This is a genomic window from Streptomyces sp. NPDC002520 (assembly GCF_053595235.1).
Map to the genome: position 1 here is coordinate 1 of NZ_JBSFXG010000036.1, position 26,799 is coordinate 26,799.

The window sequence follows — 26,799 nt, forward strand, 5'->3', positions numbered from 1 at the left end:
TGACCACAGAAGTCGGATGCTTCCGGCGGCATGAGTGCTCACCTGCTGGCGGCTACGGCACCGAGTCTCTCCGACCCGGCAAGTCCCATTAGGCGTCTGTGGCGAATGGCAGGTAGTCCACGGGATAGCCGAAGTAGGCCGGCCCGGCCAGGGCGAGGCCTGCGGGGGTGGTCCAGCGAGGGTCGCAGGGCGCGGCGATGACGGTGATCCGGAGGCCGTAGCGCAGGCCTTCGGTGGTGACCGGGTCGCCGGTCTCGGTGTCGAGGACGCAGATCAGGTCCGGGGTGGTGGCCACGGTCTCGCCGTCACGGGTGGCGAGCAGGTGCTCGTTCTGGAAATCGAGTTCGAGGATCCGGCCGTCGTCCGCCCCCGTGCCGTCGATCTTGGCGCGGCCGCGGGCGAAGCCGCCCTCCGTCCGCCTGCCGACGTCGACCACCTTGCCCGTCAACAGGTGCTTGCCGTCGAGCAGGCGCAGGGCTGCCGTGATGGGGTCGCGGTGGTGTGCCCGTGCCTCCCGGACGGCGATGCCGAGGTTCTCGGCCAGCGTGAGCGTCCCGGCGACGAGGCCGGGGGCGACCTGGGCGCCGGTCATGGCCGTGTCGGCGCAAGAGATCTGGCAGCCCTGCTCGACGCAGACCGCGCGTGCGAGGCGTTCGGCGGCGTGGCCGGAGACGGCGTCGATGATGACGGTGTTGCCCTTGTCGTCGGCCAGGGCCATGGGCGTGGCGCTCACGCCGATCAGGGCCGGCAGGACCATCTGTGCCTCGGGGAAGGCTCGGCCCATCGCGTCCCCGTCGACGAGTGGGAGGCCGGCCGCGGCGGCGCAGGCGATGGGGAGCATGGAGTTGATTCCGCCGATCTCGATCGGCGCGATGTGGGTGGCCTGCCGGCCGAGATGGCGTTCGAGGGCGCGCAGGGCGAGGAGTTCCTCGGTGCCGTTGGGGATGCGTTCGAGCAGGACGGTGGGGGCGCCCATGGCGGAGACCGGGACGACCAGTGCGTCGTCGGGGACTTCGTCGATGTCGACGACGGTGACCGGTCCGTGGCGGCGGATCGCCTCGCGGGCGAGCAGTTTGCCGACGTAGGGGTCGCCGCCGCCTCCGGTGCCGAGGATGCCGGCGCCGCGGGCGATGTCGTCGAGGTGGTCGAGGGTGATCTCACGCATGTCAGGCTCCGGTGGTGGTGAGGCGGGCGAGTTCGAGATCACCGACGGCCTTCACCCGGATCCGGGTGGCGCCACCGGGGAGGTAGGCGAGCGGGACCTCCTCGATGTCGACGACGCGTACGCTGCCCGGGCGTGCGCCGGCCGCTTCCGCTCGGGCGGTGGCCTCCGCGCGGGCTTCGGCGAGCACGGAGTCCCGTCCGCCGTCGGGGACCTTGAAGACCCGGTCGATCTCGCCGCCGATCTGGGCGATGGCGGCGCCGACGGCGTTGGCGACGTCGAAGTGGCCGGGGCGGCGGACGTCCTCGAAGCCGGGCAGGGTGCCGGGGACGAGGACGGAGCCGCCTCCGACGGCGACGACAGGAAGGTCGGCGGCCGAGGTCCGCATCCGGTCGACGGTCTCCGCGAGGCGATCCGCGATCCGCTCCAGTGCGTGTGCCACGAAGGCGGGGTCGAGGTGGGCCACGCGGGTGCGGTCACCGATGTCGGCGCGTCCGGCGGCGACGGCGAGGTCGGTGGCGGTGAGGGTGTCGCCGCCGAAGACGAGGGCCTCCTCGGTGAGCCGGTAGCCGACCGAGCGCGGCCCGGTCTCCCCGCCCGGCGTGACCAGCGAGCCGCCGCCGATGCCGAGGGATATCACGTCGGGGATGCGGAAGTTGGTGCGGATGCCGGCGGCCTCGCTCTCCCCCGCGGCCTCGCGGGGGAAGCCGCCGGTGAGGATGCCGACGTCGGCGGTGGTGCCGCCGACGTCGACGACGGCGCAGTCGGCAAGGCCGGAGAGGAAGGCGGCGCCGCGCATGGAGTTGGTGGGCCCGGAGGCGAAGGTTGCGACCGGGTAGTTGCGGGCGTGGTCGAGGTCCATCAGGGTGCCGTCGTTCTGGGAGAGGAAGAACGGCGCGGTGATGCCGACGTCGATGAGGGCCTTGCCGAAGGACTCGACGATGTGTGCGGCGAGGTCCAGCAGTGCGGCGTTGATGACGGTGGCGTTCTCCCTGGCGAGCAGGCCGATCCGGCCGACTTCGTGGGAGAGCGAGAAGCGGACGTGGGGGCCGAGTTCGGCGGCGAGGATCTCGGCGGCGCGCTTCTCGTCCTCCTCGGCGACAGGCGAGAAGACGGCGGAGACGGCGACCGAACGCATCCCACGGGCGGCGATGTCGGCCGCGGTGCGCTTGAGCTCCTCGGGGTCGAGCGGCGAGAGCGGGCGGCCGTCGAACTCCCGTCCGCCGTGGCAGAGGTAGGCGTGGCCGGCCACGGCGGCGCGCTGGCGTTCGGGCCAGTCCGTCATCGGCGGGAGCGCCGCGGTGGCGGGCAGGCCGAGGCGGACGGCGGCGACGGGGGTGAGCCGGGAGCCCTCGACGAGGGCGTTCAGGAAGTGGGTGGTGCCGATCATCACGGCGGTGACGGACTCGGCGGGTGCGCTGAGGGCGCGGATGGCGGCGGTCACGCCGCTGGTGATGTCGGGGGTGGTCTGGCACTTGGCGGTGGCGAGGACGCGGTCGTCGTCGCTGAGCAGGGCGGCGTCGGTGTTGGTGCCGCCCACGTCGATGCCGATGCGCATGCGGGGCTGTCCGTTCGGTCGTGGCACAGGGCCGGGAGGTGCGGGGGGGCGCCGGGGCGTCAGAGCGCCGGTGCCACAACTCGGGCGTCGGCAAGGGCTTCGGCCTCGAGCTGGGCGGCCGGGCGCTCGGGCTGCTCGACGGGCAGTTCCCCGGCACCGCGGACCAGGCCGAGGCGACCGAGCAGCAGATAGCCGGCTCCGGCCAGGAGCAGCGAGTTGAGGGCGGGTATGCCCCACCACTGGTAGTGGTCGCTCAGCCAGCCGATGACGGTGGAGGTGATCCAGATGGCTGCGGTGGCGGGGACCCAGGCCGGCTCGGTCTCGGGGAGGCGGCCGGCTGCGCGGGAGGCGTCGAGCTGCGGGCGCCACTTCTTCACCAGGAAGTACTCGGCGACCATGATTCCGGCGACGGGCGGGGTGAGCACGCCCAGGATGGTGAGGAAGTCCACGAAGCGGTCGAGGATTCCGGCTGCCGCGGCCAGGGAGCCGAGGACGCCGATGACGACGGTGACGGCGACGCGGTTGAGGCGGACCCGGAAGAGGGACTCGGCGGCGTTGATCAGGCCGAGGGCGGCGGAGTAGAGGTTCCAGTTGTTGATCTTCACGGTCGCGGAGACCAGGACGATCACCCCGATGACGCCTGAGGAGGAGGTGATGATGGCGATCAGGTCGGAGGACTTGACCGCGTAGGCCAGCAGGACGCCGGCGAGACCCAGCACGTATTCGCCGAGGGAGATGCCGACGACGGTCTGCTTGACGACGTCACCGGCGTTGCGGTTGAAGCGGGTCATGTCGGGGGTGACCACGGCGCCGAGGATGTAGGAGCCGGCCACGATGGTGGCACCTGTGGCGACGGAGATGTGCGCGCCGAAGGGGGCGGAGGCCACAAGGTCGCCGATGGAGTGCCGGGAGATCTGGACGGTCATCGACCAGCCGGCCAGACCGAGGAAGGCGGGCACGGTGACCGCCGCGGTCCAGCCCATGGAGCGGAAGCCGCGCAGCACCAGGGCCGTGACGCCCAGTCCGCAGATCAGGCACCAGGTCCACAGGGGCAGGGAGGGGACGATGGAGTGGAGTCCGGCGGCGAAGACCGCGGTCTGGACACCGAACCAGCCGAACAGGCTGACGGCGATGACCAGGCCGATCAGGGTGGAGCCGTAGCGGCCGAAGCCGGTCCAGCGGACCAGCACGGAGGTGGACAGGCCCTCGCGCTGTCCGGCGATGCCGACGAAGATACAGACGATCTCGAGGATCACCGAGCCCAGGGTGAAGGCCCAGAAGGCGCCCCAGAAGGACAGGCCCGCCCCGAGGGTGGCGCCGAGCAGGAACTGGGTGAGGTCGGAGAGCTGGCCGAAGCGCTGCAGGGCGACGTTGAACCAGGGGTAGCGGGCGGACCGGGGCACCCGCTCCAGCGGGTAGTCCTGGTCCGGTCCGGTGCCGGTGGTTCTGTCCTCGCGCTCGTCGAGCAGGGGCATGGGGCGGTCCTTCGGTCGTGGCAGGCGGGGGCGGGCCTGCGCTCGCAGGCTGAATGGGCGACGGTCACAGGGGGAGGGGTGGCCCCATGGCCCGGGCCCGGATGAGGACTGCACCGGGTAGGTACGGCACCGGAAGTTCGGGGTCGACGCGGACGTCGACGCTTCGGGGGTCGGCCCCGGCGCGTACCGCGCCGGCGCGGGCGAGTTCACGGACCTCGTCCCGGACCGCGTCGAGGTGCGGGCCGTCGGGGTCGCTGCGGTCGCCCGGGCGGTAGATCCGCTCGTGGCCTGCGCCGACCAGGCTGGCGGCGGCGCCGTAGGCACCGGCGGCCTCGCCGTGCTCCGGGCGCAGCAGGCGCAGGCCCGGCAGCGCGTGGTCGGGGACGGCTGCGGCACGGGGGCCGACGAGGACCACGGGCAGCGGCTCGGCGCCGGGCTGCATGCTGTCCACGGCCTCGGCGAGCTCGTCGAGCCGGTGGAGCGGGTCGGTGAGCACGGTCAGTTCGGGGAAGCGCAGGCTGACCTGGACGCCGCCGATACGTTCGCCGGCCCGGGCCTCCTGGGGGTAGCCCTGGGTCGACGCGCCGATGCGGCAGCGGCGCTCGCCGACGTCGACGACGAGCGCGTCGTCGAGTCCGGCGAGCAGGGCGGCGCCGCGGATGGTGGAGGCAGGTCCGCTGCCCAGGGTCAGCCCGGGTTGGCGGCGCAGGTAGTCGAGACCGGCGAGCGTCCCGTCGTGGCGGGTGACCAGGACCGTCGCACGGGGCGTGAGAGTGCTCGCGGCGACGCTGAGTTCGTCGGCGAGCCGGGCGACGAGGGAGCTCAGCGCGGCGTGCAGCACCGTGGCGTTCTCGCGCTCGACCAGGCCGAGGCCGGCGACCTCGCCCGACAGGACGACGGGCACCTCGGCCCCGAGCAGGTCCGCCGACTCTCGCTCCTGGCTGCCGTCGGCGGGGGCGAAGACGCCGGTGACGGCATAGGCCTGGACCCGGCCGCGGGTGCGTTCGGCGAAACGGGTGACCGCCGCGCGGTCGAGCGGGGTGCGCAGGGCGGGGGTGAGTCCGGCGCCGCCGTCGACGTTCTCCCAGTCGGCGAGCACGGCCCGGCGCAGTGCCTGGGGCCATCCGAAGCCCGGCGGGACGGCGTCGACGGCCGCTCCCCCGATGCGCAGGACGCCGACCCGGGCCAGGCCCTGACGCTCCATCACAGCGCGCGCGGCGGTGTTGAGCCCGACGCTGAGCTGGACGGCCTCGGCGCGGTGGGCGGCCGGCAGCTTGCGGACCGCGTCGGCGAGGGAGCGGACGGGGTCGCCGGGCAGACTGGGGGCGACGGCTTTGGCGATCACCGCGCCCTCGTGCAGGGCGACGGCATCGGTGCGGCTGCCGCCGACCTTGACACCGATGGCGATCACGCACGCACCTCCTCGCGGACCAGGCCGCTGAGGCCGAAGGCCTCGGGCCCGCCCAGGGCGAGGCCCGCCGGGGTGTACCAGATGGGTGGGGCGGGCAGGGCGAGGACGCGCACGCGCAGTCCGTAGCGAACGTCCTCGACGTCGACGGCCTCCCCGGTGCGGGCGTCGAGCAGGGCGATGACGTCCGGTACGAGGGCGAGGGCGCGGCCCTCGGCGACGGCTGCGACGAATTCGCTGCGGGCCTCGACGCGCAGCAGCCGTCCGCTGTCCGGACCGAGGCCGTCCACGAGGACGCTGACCGCGGCGGCGCCGTGCCGCTGCACCGCCGTCACCTTGCCTGTCAGCAGCGGCTCGGGCAGTTCGCCGGCGCCGAGACGCAGCGCCAGGCTGACGGTTCCGAGCACGGCGCTGTCGGCGGCCTGTCCGGCGGTCAGCGGGTAGTCGCTGCACACGGCGCGGCCGCCGAGGGCGTCGACCGCGGCCCGGACCAGGTGCTCCAGGTGCGGCCCGTCCACGTGGTCGACGACGACGGTCCGGCCGCGCTCGTCCGCGACGAGCGTGGGGCCGGGGCGGATGCCCGCGAGCTCCAGGACGTTCTGGTGCATCAGCGGGTAGGCGCGTCCCATGGAGTCGGCGTCGAGGAGGGGCAGGCCGCAGCGGGCGGCGAAGGCGAGGGCGAGACAGCCGTTCTGGCCGCCGATCTCGCTCGCCATGACGGCGGCGACGGGTCCGCCACGCTGCTGTTCGACGCGGTCCCGCAGCCGGGCGGGTTCGGCACGGCCGCCGATCCGCTCGGCGCCGACCGCGGACGAGCCGACCATGCCGACCGGCATGACCAGGGCGTCAGCGGGCAGGTCGGCCGGGTGCACCAACGCAACGGGACCGCACTCGCCGAGGGCGGCCTCGACGAGCGGGATCATGGGGGCCGCGGGGCCGCCGCCGCCCGAGCCGAGGACGGCGCAGCCCCGGGCGAGGGAGGCGAGTGCGTCCGTGTCCAGGTGCATGACCATCACTGTACGAACGGAGCGCCTGGTTCCTATGGGCCCGCAGCCCTCTCTTGCCGGGCTTCCTGTGCTCGGAGCACAATGCTGCGGTGTCGACTCTGTCCCAGTTGCTGTCCGCCCCTGGCCTGGAGGCGCTGAGCCGCCTCGCCGGCCCCCTCGACGCCAAGGCCGTCACGGGCGTGCGTCTGGAGCAGCGCCCGGAGCGACTGGCCGAGGTGCCGCGCGGCAGCGTGGCGATCCTCATCGGTGACCTGCCGGGGCACCTGATCGACGTCGCGGTCCGCGACCTCGTGGCGGCCGACGCCGCCGCGCTGGTGCTCACCCGCCCCGTGCCGCAGCCGCTGCCCCGGACCGTGACAGTGCTCGCCGAGCGCGGCGGCCTGGCCCTGCTGCTTCAGGCGGAGGGCACAGGCGCGGGGGATCTGGCGGCGCTCGTCGTCGCCCTCGACCGGGCGGCCTCCGGCGACGCGTCGGACGCCTTGGCCCGGGTGGACGCCGCCGCCCGCACCCTCTCCCGGGCCGGCGGCGACCCCGAGGACCTGGCGGCTCTGGCCGGGCAGGCGCTCCGCGCCCCGGTCGAACTGCGGCCCGCCGGCCCGGGCGAAGCCGAGGCCCGGGCCGCCACACCGGCCGGCGAGGCGTGCTTCGCCACCCCGGCGGAGCGCGGGCACGCGGCTACCGCCGTGCGGACCGTACTGACACTGGCGGCCTTGGCCGCCGCAGCGGGAGGCGGCCCCCAGGACGCCCGCCTGCGCTCCCGGGGGCGACTGCTGGCGGAATTGCTCACGGCTCCCCAGGACCAAGCCACCCGCCTGGCCGTCCGCGGCCGCTCCCTGGACCTTCCCGTGGACGGGTGGCACGTGGCACTGCGGCTGGAGCCGGCCGCCCTCGACGACGCCGAGCGCTACGAGTTCCTGGAACGCGTCAACACGCTCGCGCTGACGCGTCAGTTCGCCCCGGAACAGGGCATGCCGTGGATCGCGGCGGTGGTGGACGACGCCCTGGTGCTGCTCTGGACCCACCATGCGCACCCGGGCGGACCGGGTCTGCGTGCCCTCTCCGCCCGCGCCCGCGCGGCCGTCCAGGAGCTGCGGTCCCTGCATCCGCAGGCCGGACTGCGGTGCGGTATCGGCTCCGTCCACCGCGGGCCGCTCGGCATCCGGACCAGCGCACGCGAGGCCCGTGCCGCGCTCCTGCGCGACAGCGCCGGCCCGGTGGCCGCCCATGACGCGGCGGGGCTGGACCGGATGCTGCTGGAGTGGTACGCCTCGGACGCCGCCCGCGAGGCGGTCGACGATCTCCTCGCCCCCGTCCTCGCCCTGGGCCGCGAGCGGGCCGAACCTCTGCTGCGGACCGTCCAGGTCTACCTGGACGGCAACAACTCCCCCACCCACGCGGCAGGCGTGCTCCATCTGCACCGCAACGCGGTCGGCGCACGCATCCACCGTTTCACCGCCCTGACCGGCGCCGACCTGGACGACGCCGAGCAGCGCCTCGCCCTCCAGCTCGCCTGCCGCGCCTGGCTCTCGGCCTGACATGTCCGCCGATGTGCCGTGTTCTGCGCCGTCCTTGCGGGACGACAGCCGGATGCAGGATCGGCTGGGGGCCGGTCGGCGCCAGGTTGTGGAGCGGGCATCGCGTCGTCGGAGGACGGGTCTCGGTCTGGAGAATCACGGGGCGGCCACCCGTTGAACTGAACGGGTGGCCGCCTTCAGTGCCGTACTGCCGTCGGGGTCAGGCGCAGGTGCCGGCGAACGTCTCGCGCGTCACGACGTCCGTCGCGGCGGCGGTGGTGTCCAGCCAGACGACGCGCTGCCCGTCACCGAGGGACGGGGCCAGCTGCGAGCCGGAGGAGCAGGAGACGCGGCTGAAGTTGTTCACACCGGCCAGCACGTCGGAGGTCTTGGCGACCTTCACCTTGGGGGTTCCGTCCCAGGCTCCGAGGGCGCCCCAGATGGTGTACGTCGAGTACGCCAGGTAGGTGTCGTTCACGGAGAACTGGGCGACGTAGAGGCTCGACGGGTAGCGCAGGTTCGCCATCTTGGTCACGTCGTCGGCCGGCGTCGAGCCGAGCGTGGTGCTCGGGATCAGGAAGCCGCCCGTCACGCGGTAGAAGACGCGGTCCGAGGTGAGCTGGATATCCGAGATGTAGTTGAACAGGAAGCCACCGATCCGCTTGTTCTGCGTGGTGCCGGTGGCGATGTCGTGGACGTAGAGGTACGTGCCGTCACCGCCGGCCCACGCGATGGTGCCGTTCTTCATGGCGAGGTGGGAGGCCCTGGTGCCGGGCTCGGGCGTCACGTTGACCGTGGTGCCGTCGGCCTTGCGGAGCATGACGTCCTGCTCGCCCTCCGGGGTGGTGCTGATGTAGGCGACGGCGCCCTTCTCGGTGACCGGCTCGGTCTCGTCCGCGCCCGGCTCGTCGACCAGCTTCTTGATCTCGCCCTGGCCCTTGTCGCCGGCCTGGTAGATGCCGACGCCGTCGGCGGTGATCCGGGTGAAGACGACGCGGTCGCTGTCGAGGGACGGATCGATCAGGTAGGCGCCCCGCTGGGCGAGTTCGTGGTCGGAGGCGCCGTTCTGCTTGCTGAACCGGCCCACCGTGATGCCGAACGCGGCGCCGCCCTGGTCCCAGGCGATGGCGTCGCCGTGGCCGATGGCGTAGACGTCACCGTTGACCTGGGCGGCCTGCTCGTCGACGCCGCCGTAGACCTCGTAGGCGGGCAGGACGTCGGCGCCGATGGTGGTGCCGTCGTGCGTGCCGCCCTTCTGCTCCCAGCCCTGCTCGATGCCGTGGTCGCCGAAGGCCTTGTCGATCGCGGCGAGGTCGGTCGTGGAGACCTTCATGGACTTCGCGGCGAGGGTGACGGCGTTGCGCATGTCGGTGAAGCCGGACAGCGGGGTGAGGTAGTTCTCCGCGGCCCGGTAGATGATCCGGTCCGCGAGCTTGCTGTCGATGCTCTTGCGCATGTCCCACATCGCGCCGCCGACGATGGTGGAGTTGGTGTGCACTCCGCCGTTGTCGTAGTCGAGCGTGACGGGGATGTAGTCCTTCTGCGCGCTACGGCCGTCGTTCAGGTCGCGCAGGGCACAGTCCGCGAGCGGCTTGGTGCCGTTGCACAGGTACTCGCCGACCAGTCCGGACGTGGGGTCGCTCATGGCGATGCCCTTGTCGGCGGTCTCCATGGCGTTGCCGAAGTAGTCGGATATCGCCTCGTTGAGGGCGCCCGACTGGTTGAGGTAGACGAGCCCGGCGGCGTGCTCGGTGACGCCGTGCGTCATCTCGTGGCCGACCACGTCCAGGCCCACCGACAGCGGCACGCCGTTCATGTGGCCGTACACCATCTTGGAGCCGTCCCAGAAGGCGTTGGCGTAGTCCTTGCCGTTGCTGGCGACGTTGACGACGGAGTAGATGCTGCCGCCCTTGCCGTCGATGCCGTCACGGCCGAGCTGGTCCTTGAGGTACTCGTAGACCTTGGAGGCGTTGACGTGGGCGTCGACGGCGCCGGAGGTGGTGTTCGCGCCGTCGAACCGGTCGGTCGCGGACTTCACCAGCGGGACGTCGTCGGTGACCGGGCCGCCCGCGACGAGCGTGTAGTTCTTGCGCTGCGCGTCGTAGGTGCGTATCTGACCGCCGGTCCGCGCGAACATGTCGCGGGTGGAGTCGACCAGGGTGTACGAGCCGTCCGCCTCCTGGTTGGCGTTCAGCTTCGCCTCGGTGCCGTCCACGCGCACGCCCGTCCCCGCCACGGGCGCGGAGTAGGCCGCGTCGACGTTGTTGTACGACAGGGCGATGGCGCCGGCGTTCGCGTCGACGTACACCTCCTGGCGCACCGGACTGCCGTCGGCGCGGGCTCCGGTCACGGTGAAGTGCCAGGCCAGCTTGCCACCACGGGAGTTGGGCAGGACGACGAGGCCGTGCTCGGCGGTCTGGGCGCCGTCGACGGCGCCCAGACGGGAGTCCAGCGAGAACATCCGCTGCTTCGCGGTGGCCTCGGTGACCGTCGGGGTGGTGGAGACGGTGAGGTCGGTGTACAGGGTGCCGGTGGCGGAGAGGACCTTCTGGCCGCCGTCGGCCGGCTCGGTCTGCACCGCGTACTCGGCTCCGAAGACCGGCACGCCGTCGTGCTTCTGCCGGAAGCGGACCGAGGACTCCTTGCCGACCTCGGTGGTCTTCAGCGTCTGCAGATCGGAGACCGGGACCTTGTACGTGTCCTGATGAGCCTTGAGGTGCGCGCGGGCCGCCTCGGCGGGGGTCCCGGTGCGGGCGGCGGCGTCCAGGCCCTCCGTCATGGCCGGTGCGACCGGCACCTGGTCGGCGGTCGTGCTCGCGGGCTGCGGTACCTCGCCCTCGGCCCAGGCCGGTGTGGTCAGCAGCGACGCTCCGGTGGCTGCGACGACCACAGTGGTGGCCAGAACTCGGCGGAGTCTTCTCGGTCTCGTGGGAAGCACGGGAGCCCTCTCCATCGTGTACGGATACGTGAACTCGCACTGATGCGCGGGGTGCAGGGCCCCGGGCATCGGCCTCGATGGTTCGACACGGCCCGTTCCGTCAACAAGGGGTAAAGCCAGGCGCAAATGTGCCGTGGCGTAAATGCGCCTCAACTCCAGGGGGGTCCGGGGTGATTCGCGGATGTCTCGTCCAGCCAGCCGGACCGGGCGGCGTGCCAGCCCAGTTGGAAGCGGGTGGCGGCGCCGACCCGCACCATGAGGGCGTGCAGCCTGCGTTGGACGGTGCGGTGGCCCATGCCGAGCTGGCGGGCGATGGCCGCGTCGGTGAGGCCGACGTGCAGCAAGGCGACGATCTGCCGGTCGGCGGCGTCGAGTTGGTCCTCGACGGATTCGACCGGACCGGGGTCGCCGCCGGGGTCGCGCAGTCGCCAGCCCTTCTCGAAGTACTCGTCGAAGAGCGAGCCGAGCGCGGTGAGCAGCCCGGTGCGGTGCACGACGAGCGCCACGGGTTCGCCCTCGCGCTCCGGGTCGAGGGGCAGCAGGGCGATGCGCCGGTCGACGACGATCAGCTTGACGGGCACCTTGTCGGCGACGACGATGTGCTGGCCTTCGGCCACGTAGGAGGCCAACGCGTTGGCGGTCTCGGGCTGTTCGAGCCAGTCACGCTCGATGACGCTGCGCATGACGACGCCGCGCCGGGACATCTCGTGCTCGACCTCGTCGTGATTCTCCTCGAAGGAGAGCACGGCGGGCACCCGTCGCAGCGGCAACATGGTGCACACCTCGCGGACGGCCTGGCTCTGCATCAGCAGCAGTCTGCGCCGGATCGCCGCGGCACCCGACAGCACCTCGATGGGCGCGCCCGTGGTGTGGGCGCGGGCGAAGCGGTGTCGCTCGGCGAGGTCCGCGACCAGGGACTCGACGCGGTGCAGGGCCGTGCGGCGGGACTCGAGAAGCGGGCCGAGGGCGAGTACCGGCGAGGCGGCGCGGTAGCGCGGGGCGCTGTCATCGGTGCGGTCGGCGCTGGCGAGGCCGCGCTCGACCAGGATGTCGAGGGCGCGCGCCACCTCGGGGACCGGCCCCGTCGACCGGTCCGCCAGCGCGGCGGGACCGCTGTCGGGCCGGTCGACGAGCAGCCGGTAGACGGCGTCCTCCTGGAGGCTCAGGCCGAGCAGCGTGAGCAGAGAGGCGTCCGCGGGAGGCGGCAAGGAGGCCTCTGTGGGGACCGGCAGAAAGGTCTCCTCGGGGGCCGGCCCGGACTCGCGGCCCTCCGGCCGGGTGCCGGCGGCTGTCAACGCCGAGCTCCTTTCGGGGCGTTCCGGCATCCGTCGGAGGAGGGCGCCTCGCCCCGGTCGGCGAGCCTGCGGGCGTCCGGCGCGGCGACGACGGCCTCGGCCGCCGTGGCGAAACCGCCGCGGTACGCGTCGGAACGGCCGAACGCCCTGCATGGGTCCTTACTGCTCGCCACCGTGTCGCGCCCTGCCCCTGCCGCTCTGCTACGTCGTTGACGGGGGGCAGGCTATCCGTAGGGCTGTGCGCACGGCACAGCGGCGGGCTGATCCGCGCTACGCCCGAGCCGCCCGTGGTGGGCTGCTTCCCGCCGCCGGTACCCGGTAGCGGACCTCAGCGCCGGGCCAGTGCCAGCACACTCAGGCCGAACATCAGGACGCCCAGGGGGAGATGGACCGACGGGACATGCGCGATGCCGAGCACGACCTGCACCGAGGCGAGTACGAGAAAGCCGGACGCGTGCCAGATGGGTCGGGTCGAACCGCCGCCCGGCTTCCACGCCAGCACCGCCGCGAGCACGTACAGCATCGAAGCCGCGTACATCACACGGGCTCCGACACCGTGCAGCGTCTCACCGTAGGACGACGTCAGCAGCAGTCCGGCGGAGACCGCCTGAAGGAAGATGGTCAGGGTCTGCAAGGCGATCGCCATCCGCAGGAACGAGGAGATGCGCTGTGCGTTCGCCGCCGTCGTCACCTGAGTGGCCATGTCACGGTCCCCTTTTCCGCCGCTCGGGCAGTAGATCGATAAGGTCTCACCAGTCCGACGACGCGGGCGTGCGGAAGGTAAGGCGAGGGGGCGGACGAAAGCATGGGGACTGTCGGGACCGGCACGGATGAGATCGCCGGCGAGCGACGCCAACTGATCAATGTCGCCTATCGGTTGCTCGGTTCGGTGGCCGAGGCCGAGGACGCCGTACAGGACGCCTACACACGCTGGTACGGGCTGCCACGAAGCCGGCAGGCGGAGATCCTGTCCCCCGGTGCCTGGCTGACGACCGTGACCGGCCGCATCTGCCTGGATCTGCTCGGCTCCGCGCGGGCCCGCCGTGAACGCTACGTCGGCGCGTGGCTGCCCGAGCCGCTGCCCGACCGCACCGAATGGGACCACGCGGGCGGCACCGGCCCCACCGACCTCGCGGACCCCGCCGACCAGATCGTCCTGGACGAGTCGGTGGCCATGGCCTTCCTCGTCGTCCTGGAGTCGATGACGCCCGCCGAGCGGGTGGCGTTCGTCCTGCACGACGTCTTCCGGTATCCGTTCGCCGAGATCGCCGACGTTCTCGGCCGGACCCCCTCGGCCTGCAAGCAGCTGGCGGCCTCCGCCCGGCGGCGGGTGAGTGTCGCGCGCGCTCCGGTGACGGCCAACGGCCAGGCCGACGTGGTGAGGCACGTGAAAGAGGCATGGGAGACCAAGGACATCGCGTCCCTCGTCGGTCTCCTCAATCCCGCCGCCGTGATGACCGCCGACGGCGGCGGCATGGTCGGCACCGTCCTGCGCCCGGTCGAGGGCGGCGCCCGCATCGCCCAGTACATGGTCGCCATCGCCGACAAGGCCCCAGGGCTCGAACTCCTGGAGCGGTCGGTCAACGGTCTGCCGGGCCTGGTGGCCCGGCGTGCCGGCGTCGTCGTGACCGTGGCCTCGTTCGACGTCTCCGACGGGCGTGTCACCCGGATCTGGGTGGTCCGCAACCCGGAGAAGCTGCGGCCGTGGGCGCGGGAGGGCTAGACCGGGGCTGGACCAGGCTAGACCGTTTCCGCCGGATCATCGAGCGGGCCAGAGGAAACGGCCTGGTCGGGCCGGGCGACGGGTGGGACCGTGCCCGCGGCGCAGGGGTGCGTGTGGGCGGCGTGGAGGATCTTCGCGGCGCCTCGGACAGCTGCGGTGTGGGGGGCCGGCACCACGCGGAGCGGCGCGTGGAGCCGGCCGGTCAGGCGGTAGGTGATCTCGGGGCGCAGGGCCCCTCCGCCGGCCAGGAGGATGCCGCGCTGCATGGCGTCGAGGGTGAGTGAGCTGCGGTCCTGACGGAGCATCGCGGTCAGCATGGAGGCGACCGCCTCGGTGATCTGCTCGGGCGTGGCCGTCTCCCCCAGGTCGCTGGTGCCCAGGGCCGTCCGGCGCGCGTCGGTGACCGCACCGTCGTACAGCAGGACCACTTCCGTGAGGTGGGCGCCGATGTCCACGACCATCAGCGGACGGGTCATGTCCGCGCCGGCGGCCAGGGCGATACCGCGGGCGCTCGGCACGGTCAGGACGGTGCGCGGCCGGAGCACCTCGATCGCGGCGCGCGCCTGGGTGCGGTAGGCGACGCCGTCCAGGACGGGAGCGGTGACGATGACCATGGGGCGGGTGAAGCGGGGCAGACGATGGCCGAGCACGCGCTCCAGCATGCGGGCGCACCCCGGGGTGTCGATGATGGTGCCGCGCTGGATGGGGTACACCGCGCCGGGGCCGGGGTACGTCACGCTCGGCACGTCGACGACCACGCCCTTGCCGGCGACCCACGCGCGGGTGCGGGCACTGCCCATGTCCAGGGCGACGCCGCAGCAGCGCGGGCACATCGGCCAGGCACGGTGCCGGGCGGTGGCGGTGCTCAGGTGGTGCGTGCCGGTCATCGCGTCGTCTCCTTGGCCTGCTGGCAGCGGGTGCAGAAGCGGGCCTGCGGCACGATCGTCAGCCGTTGCAGGTCGATGGGACGGCGACACATGTGGCAGGTGCCGTAGGAGCCCTCGTCCATGCGTTGCAGGGCCGCTTCGACGTCGGCGAGGACCATGCGGGCTGAGGCGGCGAGCTTGACGCGGACCTCGAGCTGGGCCGCGGCTCGCTGCTGGAGCTGCTCCTCGGCGCGTGAGGTGACCGGTCCGGTGAGCTGACGCAACTGGTCCTGGCGGAACAGAAGTTGCTCGTGGAGGTTCGCGCGCAGCGCGGCAAGGTCCTGGGCCGTCAGGTGCGTCGTGCTCGGGCCGGTCGACTGGTGGTTCACCACTTCACCCCTTTTGAGGCAGGGCGTATTGAGGCAGGGCGTACAAGGTCGGTCGGGTGCTGGTCAGGCGGTGCGGCGCTGGCAGGAGACGCAGTGGCCGGTGTAGGGAAGGATCTCCAGCCGTTCGGCGGGGATGGGCTTGGCGCAGCTCAGGCATGTTCCGTAGGTGCCGTCCTGGAGACGGGCGAAGGCTTCCTCGATCTCGTTGAGAACCCGGTGCATCGCGGTCCTCTGCACCGACAGGAGATGGTCGTCCGCGCTCTGCCCGGTCTCGTTGAGGGCCTGCAACTGCGCCAGCCGGGTGGCACGGGCGTGTTCCAGACGTTGACGGGACTCGTGCGGGTGCATCGCGGCCCGGGTGGTGTCGAGCGACATGGTCCCTCCCTTTCTCGACGGCGTACGACGTGCGACGACGACGTACTGCACGCGCGTCGTGCTTCGACGGCATACGACACGCGCGTCATCGCGCAGGCTGATGAAGGGCGGGCGACCCGTCGGCATCACCGGGCCGCCCGCCGGCTTGGGTGAGCGTGTGTCTTCCAGCCTGGCCGGAACGGCGACGGATACCTATCGGTCGCCGGCCCCATTTGGGCCGGGATGAGGGATCCATGCGGCCGCGCCGGATACAGCCGACGGGTTCGCTGATCCCTGAGGGTGTCCGGGCACGAACCCGCGGGTCTCACCCCTGGGCTGGGGGCGGTGTGCGACGGGTTGAGTGCCTGTTCCCGAAGCCCTGGCCGGTCTAAGCTCGGCTGATGACCTTGGAATGGCGACATGTGATTGTTCACTCGGCGGATCCGCATGCCCTGGGGCAGTGGTGGGCCGAGGCTCTTGGCTGGGTCGTGGTCCACTCCTCCGATGTGGAGTTCGCGATCCGCCCGGAGCCGGATCGCTCGCCGGGGCTGGAGTTCGTTCTGCTTGATGAGCCCAAGAAGGCCAAGAGCCGACTGCATCTCGACTTCGTGCCGGATGATCAGGACGCCGAGGTGGCCCGTCTCGTGGCCCATGGCGCACAGCGTGTGGACATCGGCCAGGGTGATCAGCCCTGGGTCGTGTTGGCAGACCCCGAAGGCAACGAGTTCTGTGTCCTTGGCAGGCGGCATCAGTAAGGAGCTCTCCGCCGTCGGCACGAGCAGCGGGTCTGTACGCCCGGACGCGCGGACTCTGCGCGGAACCCCGTCGGCTCTCCGTCGGATCTCCGGCCGGTCGCCCGTCGGATCTCCGGCCGGTCGCCGGTCGGATCTCCGGTCGGTCGCCGGTCGGTCGCCGATGGGTAGCGCGCACCCCGGGAAATGGGCTCCGGGTCCCATCGACGGAGCCACTCGGGCCGGGACAGGCTGGCCGCAGCTCACTCGAGCACCCCGCCACCGTGTACACGGTGGGGCCGCACTATGCCCGACAGTGGAGGTGAACCGAGGTTGTCGTAACAGATGGGGAGGCGCAAGGCAGTGTCAGTGCCAGTGTCATTGTTCTGGCGGATCTTCGCCCTCAACGCCGTGGTGCTGGGTACAGCCACCGCACTGCTGCTGTGGGCGCCGGTGACCGTCTCGGTACCGGTGGTGCTCACGGAGGCGGTGATCCTGGTCGGTGGCCTGGCCGTCATGCTGGTCGCCAACGCCGCACTGCTACGGCTCGGCCTGGCCCCACTGGACCGGCTCACGAAGCTGATGACCACCGTGGACCTGCTGCGCCCCGGGCAGCGCCTGCCGGCTTCCGGCGGCGGCGAGGTCGCCGAGCTGATCCGCACGTTCAACGCCATGCTGGAGCGGCTGGAGCAGGAACGGGCCACCAGCAGCGCCCGGGTCCTGCTGGCTCAGGAGACCGAACGCCGCCGTATCGCACAAGAGCTGCACGACGAGGTCGGCCAGAGCATGACCGCGATCCTGCTGGGGCTCAAGCGAGCCGCTGACGACGCGCCCGCGCCGCTGCGCGAGGAGCTGCACGAGGTGCAGGAGATCACTCGCGAGAGTCTGGACGAGGTCCGGCGCCTGGTGCGCCGGCTGCGGCCCGGCGTGCTGGACGACCTGGGCCTGGTCAGCGCTCTGACCTCGCTCACCCACGGCTTCGCCACCCACACCGGGCTACGGGTCACCCGCAGCTTCGATCCCGACCTGCCCGACCTCACACCGGAGACGGAACTGGTCCTCTACCGCGTCGCCCAGGAGTCGCTGACCAACGCCGCCCGGCACGCGGAGGCCGAAAACGTCGTGGTCGCCCTGCGCCGCACCGACGACAGCGTGGTGCTGGAGGTCACCGACGACGGCTGCGGCATCAAGGCCGCCCACGAAGGTGCCGGCATCCGCGGCATGCGCGAACGAGCTCTTCTCATCTCGGGAAGTCTCGAGATCACTCCGGCACCCCGCACAGGCACCCGGGTCCAGCTCACCGCGCCCGTCTCCAGGAAGCAGCCCTGACCATGCACGACTCCACCACGACCGCCGGCACGCAGCAGGAGCCGATCCGTATCCTGCTCGCCGACGACCACGCGCTGGTCCGCCGCGGTGTGCGGCTCATCCTCGACCAGGAACCGGACCTCGAAGTGGTCGCCGAGGCCGGCGACGGCGCCGAGGCCATCGAACTGGCCCGCACCCACCAGGTCGACCTGGCCGTTCTCGACATCGCCATGCCGCGCATGACCGGGCTGCAGGCCGCACGCGAACTCGCCGCCCTCAAGCCGGGCCTGCGGATCCTGATGCTCACCATGCACGACAACGAGCAGTACTTCTTCCAGGCCCTGAAGGCCGGCGCCTGCGGCTACGTACTGAAGTCGGTCGCCGACCGTGACCTGGTCGCCGCCTGCCGGGCCGCGATGCGCAACGAACCCTTCCTCTATCCCGGCGCGGTCACCGCGCTCATCCGCAACTACCTCGACCGGGCCCGCCACGGCGAGGAGTCCCCCGACCAGATCCTCACGCCCCGCGAGGAGGAGGTCCTCAAGCTGGTGGCGGAGGGCCACTCGTCCAAGGAGATCGCCGACCTGCTGTTCATCAGCATCAAGACGGTCCAGCGGCACCGCGCCAACCTGCTGCAGAAACTCGGCCTGCGTGACCGCCTGGGCCTTACCCGGTACGCCATCCGAGCCGGCCTGATCGAACCCTGATCCCCGGCCCACAGGACTGCCAGGGGGTTCCGACTGCCACTCCCCAGCCGGAACCCCCTGGCCCCGCGCACATCACCCACACCCACCACCCACCACCCACCAATGACGAACCGCGCACCACGACGGAAGGGGGACGGTGCATGCTCCGCACGGCACGCACCGCCCCCGGTACGAGCAGCGCCCGGCGCCCCTTCGTCGCGCTGCTGGCGGCCGTCGTACTGGCGCTGCTGGCCGCGCTGAGCACCGCCGCTCCCCCACCGAGTGCGACGGGCGGACGCACGGCAGCCGACGCCGCGATCACCGAACACCATCAGGAAACGATCACCAGCCGCCACCAGGACAGCGGGCCCCTCGCCGAGGACGTGTGCGACACGTCCGGCACCATCCGGACGGCGACCCGCCAGAAGCCGCACGGCGAGCCCGTCCCCCCGCGCGGCCACGCTGTCACCTGCGCCCCGGGCACGCCGGTCACCCCACCCCGTCCCGCGCGTCACACGCCACCCACCGGGCACACCGTTTCCACGGACCGCCACACATCGTCCCTCCAGGGGCGGGCACCCCCTGCGTTCTCCGGCACCTGACAACCCTGCTCACAGCCCACCTCGCCCCACCTCGCCCCGCAGCGGCCCTCGCTTGGCCGCCGCGCGGCCGCGGTGCGCCTGCCGGAGGCCCCCTTGAACCGTTCTCTGCGCATGAGGGCGCTGCTCGCCCTCACCGTGATCGCCGTATCCGTGTACATCGCCGTCACCGTGCCCGTCCGCCTCGGACTCGACCTGCGCGGCGGCACGCAACTCGTGCTGGAGACCCGCTCCACCCCCACCACCAAGGCCGGCCGCGAGGCCACCGACCGCACCCTGGAGGTGCTGCGCGGCCGTATCGACGCACTCGGCGTCGCCGAACCCACCCTCGTCCGCTCCGGCGAGAACCGGATCATCGCCGAACTGCCCGGCGTACAGGATCCGAAGAAGGCCGCCGACGTCCTGGGCCGCACCGCCCAGCTCACCTTCCACCCGGTGCTCGGCACCACTGACGGCGGCGAAACCCCTCTCCCCCTGCCGAGGGGAACGCACGAACGCGTCCTGCCCGACGAGTCCGGGACAAGGCTGCGCCTGGGAGCCGCGGCGCTGACCGGCGAGCACGTCAAGGATGCCGCCGCCCGGTTCGACCAGAACAGCGGCGCCGGTTGGCACGTCATCGTGGGCTTCGAGGGGGCCGGCCGCGACGGCTGGGCCCGGTTGACGGGCGACGCCGCGTGCCGGCCGGCGGGCGATCCGGCGCGCAGGGTCGCCATCGTCCTCGACGACAAGGTCATCTCCTCGCCGCAGGTCGACCCGTCCATCGGCTGCCGGACCGGGATCCGGGACGGCGCCACGCAGATCACGGGCTCCTTCGGCCCGGACGAAGCCCGCGAGCTCTCCCTGCTCATCAACGGCGGTGCGCTGCCCGTGCCCGTCGAGACCGTCGAACAGCGCACGGTCGGCCCCACCCTGGGCGCGCAGGCGATCACCGCGAGCGCATGGGCCGCGGGCATCGGCACGGTGCTGACCTCGCTGTTCATCATCGCCGCCTACCGGCTCATGGGCGTGCTGGCCGCGATCGCCCTGGGCTGTTACGGCCTTGTCTCCTACGCCGTCCTGGCCGCGCTCGGCGCCACCCTCACCCTGCCGGGCCTCGCCGGTTTCGTCCTGGCGATCGGCATGGCCGTGGACGCCAACGTGCTGGTCTTCGAACGGGCCCGGGAGGAGTACGCGGCCCGCCGCCGCCCCAGTACCCGCTCGGCGCTGGTGGCCGGGTTCCGCAATGCCTTCAGTGCGATCGCCGACTCCAACATCACCACGCTGATCGCGGCCGCCCTGCTGTTCTTCCTGGCTTCCGGGCCCGTACGGGGTTTCGGTGTCACCCTCGGCATCGGTGTCCTCGCCTCCATGTTCAGCGCCCTGGTGATCACCCGCGTACTCGCCGAGTTCGCCGCGGGCCGTCCCCGGGTACGCCGCAGTCCCCGTCTCACCGGGATCGCGACCACGGGCGCCGTCCGCGAACACCTCGCACGGCGCGACCTGCGGCTGATGCGCCACCCCCGCCGCTGGCTGGCCGTCTCCGCCGTCGCGCTCGTCCTGGCCGGCTGCGGCATCGCGGTGCGTGGTGTCGAGCTCGGCGTGGAGTTCACCGGCGGCCGCCTCATCGAGTACTCCACCACGGGATCCGTCGATCCCGAACGGGTCCGTACCGCCCTCGCCGACTCCGGATTCCCCCGCGCCGTCGTGCAGTCCACGGGCGACAGCGGTCTGACCGTACGCACCGACGAGCTGACCGACGCCCAGGAGGCCGACGTCACCGGCACCGTGCGTGAACTCGCAGGCGGGGCGGACAAGGTCCGCGACGAACTGATCGGCCCCAGTCTCGGTGAGGAACTGCGCCGGGGCGCCCTGATCGCGCTCGGCGTGGCCCTCGGCGCACAACTCGTCTACCTCGCGGCGCGCTTCCGCTTGGTGTTCGGCACCGCGGCGGTCGTCGCCCTCGCCCACGACGTGGTGATCCTGGTCGGCGTGTTCGCCTGGCTCGGCAAGCCCCTCGACGGGGTGTTCCTGGCGGCCCTGCTCACCGTGATCGGCTACTCGGTCAACGACTCCGTGGTCCTCTTCGACCGCGTCAGGGAGTTGGTCCGGCGTTCCGCCCGGGCACCGTTGCCCGGTCTCGTGGACCAGGCGATCGTCCAGACCCTGCCCCGCACGGTGAACACCGGCATGGGCGCCGCGTTCATCCTCACCGCCCTCGCCGTGCTCGGCGGTTCCTCCCTCACCGACTTCGCCCTGGCCCTGCTCATCGGCCTCGCCGTCGGCACGTACTCCTCCGTCCTCACCGCGGCACCTGTCGCGGTCCAGCTCCACCAGCGCTTCCTTTCCTCGCGGTCGCGGCGCCGGCAGCGACCCGTCCGAGAGCCTTCCTAGACCAGAGCCTTCCTAGAGCAGAGCCGTGACGACGGCTTCGGCGGCTTGTGCGATGAGCTGGTCGTCGTAGCCGGCGTCCTGGGTGGCGCGGCTGGAGAGGACGGCGATGACGATCGGATCGCGGTCGGGGGGCCAGGCGATGGCGATGTCGTTGCGGGTGCCGTATTCGGCAGTGCCGGTTTTGTCCCCGATCCGCCACCCGGCGGGAACTCCGGCGCGGATGAGGTTGTCACCGGTGGTGTTGCGCCTGAGCCAGTCGATGACGTGCGCCCTGCTTTCAGGGTCGAGGGCGTCGCCGAGGAAGTACGCGTGGAGGTCCGTGGCCAGGGCTCGGGGGGTGCTGGTGTCGCGGGGATCGCCCGGAGTGGCTTCGTTGAGGGCGGTTTCGTAGCGGTCGGCGTGGGTGGTGTCATCGCCGAGGGCGGCCAGGACGGCTTGGAAGCCCTTGGGGCCGTCGAGGTCGTGGAAGAGCAGATTGCCGGCGGTGTTGTCGCTGTAGCGGACAGCCGCGTCGCACAGTGCGCGCAGCGTCATACCGGTCCCGAGGTGCTTTTCGGTGATGGGCGAGTGGTCGACCAGGTCCTCTCGGGTGTAATGAACGATACGGTCCAATCCATTCCCAGGGCTCTTCTTCGCCACCGCCGCCGCGGCGAGGACTTTGTAGGTGGAGGCGAAGGCGAAGCGTTCGTCGCCACGGTGGGAGACGACTCGTCTGCTGCCGGTGTCGAGGGCGTAGACGCCGAGCCGAGCGTCGAATCCTTCCTCCAGCCGGGCAAAGGCGTCGTCTGCCGCCGCGGTGGGCGCCGTTGGCGCAGCAGCGGCACCAGCTGTGGTGCAGCCGAGAAGCGGTGTGAGGGCGACCGCGGTCAGTGTGGCGAGCGAGGTGCGGCGAGTGATGTCCACCAGGAAATCCCATTCATGTGGGTATTCGGCATTTCCTCGACGCTACCTGAACGCCAGGGAACGCCGAGATCACAGCGCCTGGCGCATCAAGGCGAGTTGGACGGTTAATTCGAAGCGGACGGCTTACCGAGTCCCGTACGAGCGGCCTCTTCAGGTCACCGGTCTCATTCCATGACCACAACGATGCCCATCCCGGGCAGTGTCCACTCCTTGTCGACTTCGCCGGGCGACATCCCGACGGCTCACAGATCCGCGATTACGTCCCGGTGGTCCCGGCCGGTCAGCCCAACTCCTTGCAGGCTGGCGGGCACAGAGGAAGCCACCTCGATCGCGCACGGAGGATTCCGCTCGTCGTAGCTCAGCATCAAGCCCCGACCGACGTACGCATCCGACCGGCAGCCATGCTCAAGGGCTGCACACAACCGCCTGGGCCACTCGATCGAATTTGTGGACTCGTGCGCATGTTCCGGTGTCCGACTCGATGTCTGCGGTCGTAATCAGAGTTCGTGTAGCCACCCCAGAGGTTTCTCATCGATTCCTCTACGACAACCATCGGCCCACCCTCCGACTCAACCCACGCGAGGTCCACGGCCTCTCACCTCCTCAGCATCCCAGCCCCTTGACAATCCGCTCGCATACTCACGACAGGTGCCAACAGCCTTGCCCACCCAGTCCGCTTCAGAATGTACTCGAGGTCTCGCGGACAGAGTCGCTGCGGAAACCCATCCGGACCCTACAAGTTGATGGACCGAGGTCAGGGGCGGGCGGCACACGGCTGCCACCGCGACCGCGCTGGCATGACCCTATCGGTCACGGAACCAGTCCGAACCGGCCCCGTGGAGCGCCTGCGTGAGGTAATCACGCAGCGAGAAAGCCACACGCCACCTGCCGTCACTCTCGTGGTCCCACACGAAGATGTCACGGTCACGTTCGGGTCGCCTCACAAAAGCGAACAGGTCACCTCCACCACCGGCGCCGAAAAAGAGAAGGGGATCGAAGGGCATGTACAGTTCGGCAAAATCTGCAGAATTCCGCAAATCCAAATTTTCCCGCACAAGGTCGTCCACTCCCCACGCGACGGGAATCCCAAGGAGCGTCACGCTTCCAGTCTCAATGAGGAGTTCCCTCAGAGCCTCCGGGATCCGACATGACAGCGCACGTTCAGCCGCGTCAATACGACCACTCGACTCACCTTGACTGAATTCGACCCTGGCATCGATACCGTTGATGAACTCGCGCCACACCATGGAAAAATACGCTCCCATACCCCGAATGAAGGGACCATTCGAAACCTGACTTTACAGCAACAAAAAGGTCCCGTCCCACGCAACTGGCTGTGGCGCAGGACGGGATCGAGGATCAGCTCACCAAACGAGGGTGACGAGTCGAACTGCCTGGCCCTGCCTAAGTACTCGGCTGTCTGTTTCATTTGGTTTGGGCGTCATGCCAGTTGGTGGTGGCTTCGTGGGTGAGGCGGCGGGGCTGGACGTGGAAGCTGCGGGTGGCGGGGTCGCGTTGGACGATTTTCGCGGTCGATGCCGAGATGGGCGGCTTGTTCCACGACATTGGTTTTGTGGGTCTTCGAAGTTGAGCGGTGGGGTGGCGCTGAGGAACTGACCCACTGTCACTTCGCGTGAGCGCCTATTTCTCAACCTGCACCCAGGCGATGGCTTCAAGCAGGTAGGTACTACACTCGCTGACGCCGTGATCCCACGAGCCCGCAGAGCGGAGGAACACGAAGATGCAGAATCCGTTCCGGGATGGCGGTCCACTCGACATCGCCATGGGACTGCTCGGGCTGCTGGTCTCGATCGCTCTGTTGTGGAAGGGCATACAGATGGCCCAGAACGGGAGCTCGTGGTGGTGGCCGCTGACGGCGGGCCTGCTGGTCGCCCTCAACCTGCACGGCCTGTACCGGCGCCGCCGGGTGAAACGCCAGAGCGGTCCGTAGGCGCGGCGCCGCAAACTGGGCCTGGTGTGTCCCGTCAGCATGCTGACTGTTCGTAATGGCGCGTGATGCGCATGGGTTCGGTGCTTGTGTCTGGCCTCCTGAAATCAGGATGAACCATCCGACAGGAGAACCAGACGCTCATGAGCCACTTCCTTGCCTTCCTCGGCCTCGCAGCCACTCTCACCTGCTGCAAAAAGCTCACCAAACCCGCCACATGAGACTTCCCCTAACCTCGTGGTCCACGACGGTCGTCGTGGACCACGAGAGTGTGGCTGAACAGTATGGAGGGCTTGTCGGTGCGGTTTCGCAGGGGAGAGACACCCGAAGAGATCGCCGCATGGCGTGCCAGCGGCGCCTCCGGTGATGTGGAGGCCATGCTGAACATTGCGAGAATCGCGGCGCGTACGCCGGAGGACGCAGACGAGGCGGAACAATGGCTGCGTCGAGCCTGTGAACAAGGAAGCCTGGAAGCCATGCATCTTCTAGGGGTCGCTCTCATCAAGAAGGGTGACTCGCGAGAGGGCGAGCTTCTTCTTCGCAGAAGTGCCGACGCAGGGCACATAGAGGCGATGTACACCCTCTATCACTATTACGACTGGCTTGGCTTGCGGGGCAAGGCGCAGAAAGTCTGGGACAGCATTCCGGACGGAAAATGAACGGCGGGCTGTGCCTCTGGCATCCTGGGCCAGCGCCTCGGCCGGGCACCGCTGGAAGATCCAACGGCCCCTCACCTGGCTCTTCGGTTACCGCCGCCTCACCGTCCGATACGAACGCAAGGGCGGCCGTCACGGCGTTGCCGGCACCCGGAAGGGCGGAGGCCATAGACAGTGCGGCGTCGGTGTGGTTGTCCTCGGCCGCGTACCAGATGCCGTTGGCGACGCCCGCCGTCTCGCCGATGACCTGGACCATACCCGCGACGTCCCGGGCAGCGTGGCCCCAGTCCGACATCGACATGCCGAACAGGTGGCCGTCCAACTCCACGAAGGTCTGGCATCTCGGCGTGAATCCGCTGATCGCCCGCCGCAGCATCGCGCACGGCTCCGGCCTGGGCACCCAACGCAGTGGTTCGCCGACCGGGTTGCCATGCCGGTCCAGGCGCCGGGCGGCGAGGTGGTCGGCGTTGGTGTCGACGCCGACCATCCCGTACGCGCGGGCCGCCGGAAGGGGCACGACGGCGGCCCTTCGTCCCGAAATGATGAACGCCGCCCACGAACTCAACGGGCCCACCTGCGCTCCACTCGCCCGGTGTGTCCTCCCGCGCGCCGGCGGCGTCAGCCGGTGGAGCGGGGGGCGCGCAGGTGGGCGCGCTGTTGAAGTTCCTCCTTTGAGACGAGTTCGAGCATCGGCTTTCCCGAAGCGCACAGCATGGTCACCACGAACCGGGTCCGCGCGTCGCTGAGCGCGTTGCCGTCCTGGTAGTGGATCACGTCCCCGCCCGGCTCCCAGAACGTGCCGCCGGCCTCCACCACGCGCTCGGGTTCGCCCTCCAACTCGAAACGGACCGCGCCCTCGACGACATACCCGAAGGCGGGCCCGTAGTGACGGTGCGGCGGGGTTCCCGGGTCGCCAGGCTCCCACTCAACCTGGATGGTCATCGCCGAGGCGCCCTCCGGGATCGTCAGCGGCGCGGCCTCCTGCAGCACCTTCACCGCGTTCTTCCAGCTCTCGGACGCCGCGTCGTCGCCGGTTCCGTACATGTGCGCTGCGTGGTTGTCGGACACTGTCGTGCACCTTCCGTGGGTCGCCGTGCCATGGTCGGGGCATACCGTCCGCGGGGTGCCTCTGCCGCTGCTCCATGGCTGTTCACCCATATTGGCCGGATGCCGGGCGGATCGGTGACACGTGCCGTACTCCGGAGGATCCGCGCCAGGACGATGTCACGCCAACGGCCCACACACCGCCCTTCGTGTTGTCAGCGGCTGACGCCACCGTCACGCACGCAGGCGGATGGACTCGTTCGACGCGAGGCGGCGCCGCGCTTCTCCCTGGCCGTCGAAGGCGAACTCCCGGAGCAGCCTGTCACCGGGGAAGGCGGCAGCCTTGACGCGTCGTTCTGTTCGCCGCCGGCGCCGAGGCCGGCCATCTCTGGACGGTGGGACGCATTCATGATCGGCTTGGGGCATGAGTTCTTTGATCCGTCATGTCACCATCGACTCCGCCAACCCCTATGTTCTCGCGAGCTTTTGGGCCCAGGCCCTGGACGGCTCACTCGCCGCTGACGACTTCCCAGGAGATCCGGAAGCCATGGTCACGTCCGCGACGGCCACCTTGCTGTTCGTCAGGGTCGATGACCGTAAGGCCGTGAAGAACCGCGTGCACCTGGATCTGCAACCCCAGGACCTCACCCGGGACGAGGAGGTCGAGCGCCTGCTCGCGCTCGGTGCCACGCTCCAGAGCGATCACCGAAGGCCTGATGGAACCGGTTGGGTAACTCTGCACGACCCCGAGGGCAATGAGTTCTGTGTGGAACGCAGCGCGGCGGAACGGGCGAACGGTTGATGTCCTGACGCCCGGTAATGCCCGTCAGGCCTGGGCTGGATGAAGAGGGCGGCAGCGGTAACG

At 70.7% G+C, this 26,799-nt stretch carries 25 protein-coding genes; 10 read left to right on the forward strand and 15 right to left on the reverse strand.

Features of this window, described 5'->3' with window-relative positions:
• Nucleotides 1-88: 88 nt before the first annotated feature.
• From ACWD5D_RS34955 to ACWD5D_RS34975, 5 genes are all read right to left on the reverse strand, one after another.
• Nucleotides 89-1,165, reverse strand: coding sequence for a DUF917 domain-containing protein (locus ACWD5D_RS34955; protein WP_451376834.1), 1,077 nt, complete (start codon nt 1,163-1,165; stop codon nt 89-91).
• A 1-nt stretch (nt 1,166) separates the two neighbouring features.
• Nucleotides 1,167-2,720 carry a hydantoinase/oxoprolinase N-terminal domain-containing protein gene (locus ACWD5D_RS34960; RefSeq protein WP_451376835.1) on the reverse strand — a complete coding sequence of 518 codons (1,554 nt, stop codon included), beginning with the start codon at nt 2,718-2,720 and terminating at the stop codon, nt 1,167-1,169.
• Between the two features lie 59 nt (nt 2,721-2,779).
• Nucleotides 2,780-4,195 carry a purine-cytosine permease family protein gene (locus ACWD5D_RS34965; RefSeq protein WP_451376836.1) on the reverse strand — a complete coding sequence of 472 codons (1,416 nt, stop codon included), beginning with the start codon at nt 4,193-4,195 and terminating at the stop codon, nt 2,780-2,782.
• Between the two features lie 64 nt (nt 4,196-4,259).
• Nucleotides 4,260-5,606 carry a hydantoinase/oxoprolinase N-terminal domain-containing protein gene (locus ACWD5D_RS34970; protein ID WP_451376837.1) on the reverse strand — a complete coding sequence of 449 codons (1,347 nt, stop codon included), beginning with the start codon at nt 5,604-5,606 and terminating at the stop codon, nt 4,260-4,262.
• The gene (locus ACWD5D_RS34975; RefSeq protein WP_451376838.1) at nt 5,603-6,610 is read right to left on the reverse strand and encodes a DUF917 domain-containing protein; all 1,008 of its coding nucleotides are present in this window, start codon (nt 6,608-6,610) and stop codon (nt 5,603-5,605) included. Before ACWD5D_RS34975 ends, ACWD5D_RS34970 begins: the two co-directional genes overlap by 4 nt.
• 89 nt (nt 6,611-6,699) lie before the next feature.
• On the opposite strand from ACWD5D_RS34975, the gene ACWD5D_RS34980 reads away from it, so the two are divergent.
• A complete protein-coding gene (locus ACWD5D_RS34980; protein ID WP_451376839.1) occupies nt 6,700-8,145 on the forward strand; it encodes a PucR family transcriptional regulator in 1,446 nt (481 codons plus the stop codon).
• A 199-nt stretch (nt 8,146-8,344) separates the two neighbouring features.
• Here the strand turns inward: ACWD5D_RS34980 and ACWD5D_RS34985 are convergent, their stop codons facing one another.
• The 3 genes from ACWD5D_RS34985 to ACWD5D_RS34995 form a co-directional block, all read right to left on the reverse strand.
• Nucleotides 8,345-11,062: a M4 family metallopeptidase gene (locus ACWD5D_RS34985; RefSeq protein WP_451376840.1), complete on the reverse strand. Its 2,718-nt coding sequence runs from the start codon at nt 11,060-11,062 to the stop codon at nt 8,345-8,347.
• A 149-nt stretch (nt 11,063-11,211) separates the two neighbouring features.
• The gene (locus ACWD5D_RS34990) at nt 11,212-12,357 is read right to left on the reverse strand and encodes a helix-turn-helix transcriptional regulator (protein ID WP_451376841.1); all 1,146 of its coding nucleotides are present in this window, start codon (nt 12,355-12,357) and stop codon (nt 11,212-11,214) included.
• 328 nt (nt 12,358-12,685) lie between these two features.
• Nucleotides 12,686-13,060 carry a hypothetical protein gene (locus ACWD5D_RS34995; protein ID WP_451376842.1) on the reverse strand — a complete coding sequence of 125 codons (375 nt, stop codon included), beginning with the start codon at nt 13,058-13,060 and terminating at the stop codon, nt 12,686-12,688.
• A gap of 102 nt (nt 13,061-13,162) precedes the next feature.
• On the opposite strand from ACWD5D_RS34995, the gene sigJ reads away from it, so the two are divergent.
• Nucleotides 13,163-14,080, forward strand: a complete 918-nt coding sequence (gene sigJ / locus ACWD5D_RS35000; RefSeq protein WP_451376843.1) for an RNA polymerase sigma factor SigJ — start codon at nt 13,163-13,165, stop codon at nt 14,078-14,080.
• A 17-nt stretch (nt 14,081-14,097) separates the two neighbouring features.
• Here sigJ and ACWD5D_RS35005 read toward each other — a convergent pair whose 3' ends face one another.
• Genes ACWD5D_RS35005 through ACWD5D_RS35015 form a run of 3 tightly spaced genes read right to left on the reverse strand, consistent with a single transcriptional unit; the run spans nt 14,098 to nt 15,710 of the window.
• On the reverse strand, nt 14,098-14,967 hold the full coding sequence (locus ACWD5D_RS35005; protein WP_451376844.1) for a rod shape-determining protein: 870 nt from the start codon (nt 14,965-14,967) through the stop codon (nt 14,098-14,100).
• Nucleotides 14,964-15,338, reverse strand: a complete 375-nt coding sequence (locus ACWD5D_RS35010; protein WP_451376845.1) for a TraR/DksA family transcriptional regulator — start codon at nt 15,336-15,338, stop codon at nt 14,964-14,966. The genes ACWD5D_RS35005 and ACWD5D_RS35010 overlap by 4 nt, the downstream gene beginning before the upstream one ends.
• A gap of 60 nt (nt 15,339-15,398) precedes the next feature.
• Nucleotides 15,399-15,710: a TraR/DksA C4-type zinc finger protein gene (locus ACWD5D_RS35015; RefSeq protein WP_451376846.1), complete on the reverse strand. Its 312-nt coding sequence runs from the start codon at nt 15,708-15,710 to the stop codon at nt 15,399-15,401.
• 380 nt (nt 15,711-16,090) lie between these two features.
• On the opposite strand from ACWD5D_RS35015, the gene ACWD5D_RS35020 reads away from it, so the two are divergent.
• The 5 genes from ACWD5D_RS35020 (at nt 16,091) to secD (ending at nt 21,383) form a co-directional block, all read left to right on the forward strand.
• A complete protein-coding gene (locus tag ACWD5D_RS35020; RefSeq protein WP_451376847.1) occupies nt 16,091-16,444 on the forward strand; it encodes a VOC family protein in 354 nt (117 codons plus the stop codon).
• A 351-nt stretch (nt 16,445-16,795) separates the two neighbouring features.
• A complete protein-coding gene (locus ACWD5D_RS35025; RefSeq protein ID WP_451376909.1) occupies nt 16,796-17,749 on the forward strand; it encodes a sensor histidine kinase in 954 nt (317 codons plus the stop codon).
• Nucleotides 17,750-17,751: 2 nt separating this feature from the next.
• Nucleotides 17,752-18,435: a response regulator gene (locus tag ACWD5D_RS35030; RefSeq protein WP_451376848.1), complete on the forward strand. Its 684-nt coding sequence runs from the start codon at nt 17,752-17,754 to the stop codon at nt 18,433-18,435.
• A gap of 140 nt (nt 18,436-18,575) precedes the next feature.
• Nucleotides 18,576-19,016: a hypothetical protein gene (locus ACWD5D_RS35035; RefSeq protein WP_451376849.1), complete on the forward strand. Its 441-nt coding sequence runs from the start codon at nt 18,576-18,578 to the stop codon at nt 19,014-19,016.
• A gap of 111 nt (nt 19,017-19,127) precedes the next feature.
• On the forward strand, nt 19,128-21,383 hold the full coding sequence (secD, locus tag ACWD5D_RS35040) for a protein translocase subunit SecD (RefSeq protein ID WP_451376910.1): 2,256 nt from the start codon (nt 19,128-19,130) through the stop codon (nt 21,381-21,383).
• Between the two features lie 12 nt (nt 21,384-21,395).
• On the opposite strand, the gene bla is transcribed toward secD, so the two are convergent.
• From bla to ACWD5D_RS35055, 3 genes are all read right to left on the reverse strand, one after another.
• Nucleotides 21,396-22,289, reverse strand: a complete 894-nt coding sequence (gene bla / locus ACWD5D_RS35045) for a class A beta-lactamase (RefSeq protein ID WP_451376911.1) — start codon at nt 22,287-22,289, stop codon at nt 21,396-21,398.
• 361 nt (nt 22,290-22,650) lie between these two features.
• Nucleotides 22,651-22,875: an Imm21 family immunity protein gene (locus tag ACWD5D_RS35050; protein WP_451376850.1), complete on the reverse strand. Its 225-nt coding sequence runs from the start codon at nt 22,873-22,875 to the stop codon at nt 22,651-22,653.
• A 214-nt stretch (nt 22,876-23,089) separates the two neighbouring features.
• Nucleotides 23,090-23,533: an SMI1/KNR4 family protein gene (locus tag ACWD5D_RS35055; RefSeq protein ID WP_451376851.1), complete on the reverse strand. Its 444-nt coding sequence runs from the start codon at nt 23,531-23,533 to the stop codon at nt 23,090-23,092.
• A gap of 494 nt (nt 23,534-24,027) precedes the next feature.
• Between ACWD5D_RS35055 and ACWD5D_RS35060 the strand changes: the two genes are divergently transcribed.
• Together ACWD5D_RS35060 and ACWD5D_RS35065 are read left to right on the forward strand one after the other, a co-directional pair.
• The gene (locus tag ACWD5D_RS35060; RefSeq protein ID WP_451376852.1) at nt 24,028-24,237 is read left to right on the forward strand and encodes a hypothetical protein; all 210 of its coding nucleotides are present in this window, start codon (nt 24,028-24,030) and stop codon (nt 24,235-24,237) included.
• 266 nt (nt 24,238-24,503) lie between these two features.
• Nucleotides 24,504-24,893 carry a tetratricopeptide repeat protein gene (locus ACWD5D_RS35065; protein ID WP_451376853.1) on the forward strand — a complete coding sequence of 130 codons (390 nt, stop codon included), beginning with the start codon at nt 24,504-24,506 and terminating at the stop codon, nt 24,891-24,893.
• Between the two features lie 615 nt (nt 24,894-25,508).
• Here ACWD5D_RS35065 and ACWD5D_RS35070 read toward each other — a convergent pair.
• Nucleotides 25,509-25,958 carry a cupin domain-containing protein gene (locus tag ACWD5D_RS35070; RefSeq protein ID WP_451376854.1) on the reverse strand — a complete coding sequence of 150 codons (450 nt, stop codon included), beginning with the start codon at nt 25,956-25,958 and terminating at the stop codon, nt 25,509-25,511.
• Between the two features lie 400 nt (nt 25,959-26,358).
• On the opposite strand from ACWD5D_RS35070, the gene ACWD5D_RS35075 reads away from it, so the two are divergent.
• Entirely contained in the window at nt 26,359-26,736 is a 378-nt protein-coding gene (locus ACWD5D_RS35075) for a VOC family protein (protein WP_451376855.1), read from the forward strand.
• The last annotated feature ends 63 nt before the right edge of the window (nt 26,737-26,799 follow it).

What these genes read in the sequence shown, in the direction of transcription:
- ACWD5D_RS34955 (WP_451376834.1), bottom strand. Translation starts at nt 1,165, where the DNA reads ATGCGTGAGATCACCCTCGACCACCTCGACGACATCGCCCGCGGCGCC.
- ACWD5D_RS34960 (WP_451376835.1), bottom strand. Translation starts at nt 2,720, where the DNA reads ATGCGCATCGGCATCGACGTGGGCGGCACCAACACCGACGCCGCCCTG.
- ACWD5D_RS34965 (WP_451376836.1), bottom strand. Translation starts at nt 4,195, where the DNA reads ATGCCCCTGCTCGACGAGCGCGAGGACAGAACCACCGGCACCGGACCG.
- ACWD5D_RS34975 (WP_451376838.1), bottom strand. Translation starts at nt 6,610, where the DNA reads ATGCACCTGGACACGGACGCACTCGCCTCCCTCGCCCGGGGCTGCGCC.
- ACWD5D_RS34995 (WP_451376842.1), bottom strand. Translation starts at nt 13,060, where the DNA reads ATGGCCACTCAGGTGACGACGGCGGCGAACGCACAGCGCATCTCCTCG.
- sigJ (WP_451376843.1), top strand. Translation starts at nt 13,163, where the DNA reads ATGGGGACTGTCGGGACCGGCACGGATGAGATCGCCGGCGAGCGACGC.
- ACWD5D_RS35005 (WP_451376844.1), bottom strand. Translation starts at nt 14,967, where the DNA reads ATGACCGGCACGCACCACCTGAGCACCGCCACCGCCCGGCACCGTGCC.
- ACWD5D_RS35015 (WP_451376846.1), bottom strand. Translation starts at nt 15,710, where the DNA reads ATGTCGCTCGACACCACCCGGGCCGCGATGCACCCGCACGAGTCCCGT.
- ACWD5D_RS35020 (WP_451376847.1), top strand. Translation starts at nt 16,091, where the DNA reads ATGACCTTGGAATGGCGACATGTGATTGTTCACTCGGCGGATCCGCAT.
- ACWD5D_RS35030 (WP_451376848.1), top strand. Translation starts at nt 17,752, where the DNA reads ATGCACGACTCCACCACGACCGCCGGCACGCAGCAGGAGCCGATCCGT.
- ACWD5D_RS35035 (WP_451376849.1), top strand. Translation starts at nt 18,576, where the DNA reads ATGCTCCGCACGGCACGCACCGCCCCCGGTACGAGCAGCGCCCGGCGC.
- secD (WP_451376910.1), top strand. Translation starts at nt 19,128, where the DNA reads ATGAGGGCGCTGCTCGCCCTCACCGTGATCGCCGTATCCGTGTACATC.
- ACWD5D_RS35055 (WP_451376851.1), bottom strand. Translation starts at nt 23,533, where the DNA reads ATGGTGTGGCGCGAGTTCATCAACGGTATCGATGCCAGGGTCGAATTC.
- ACWD5D_RS35060 (WP_451376852.1), top strand. Translation starts at nt 24,028, where the DNA reads ATGCAGAATCCGTTCCGGGATGGCGGTCCACTCGACATCGCCATGGGA.
- ACWD5D_RS35075 (WP_451376855.1), top strand. Translation starts at nt 26,359, where the DNA reads ATGAGTTCTTTGATCCGTCATGTCACCATCGACTCCGCCAACCCCTAT.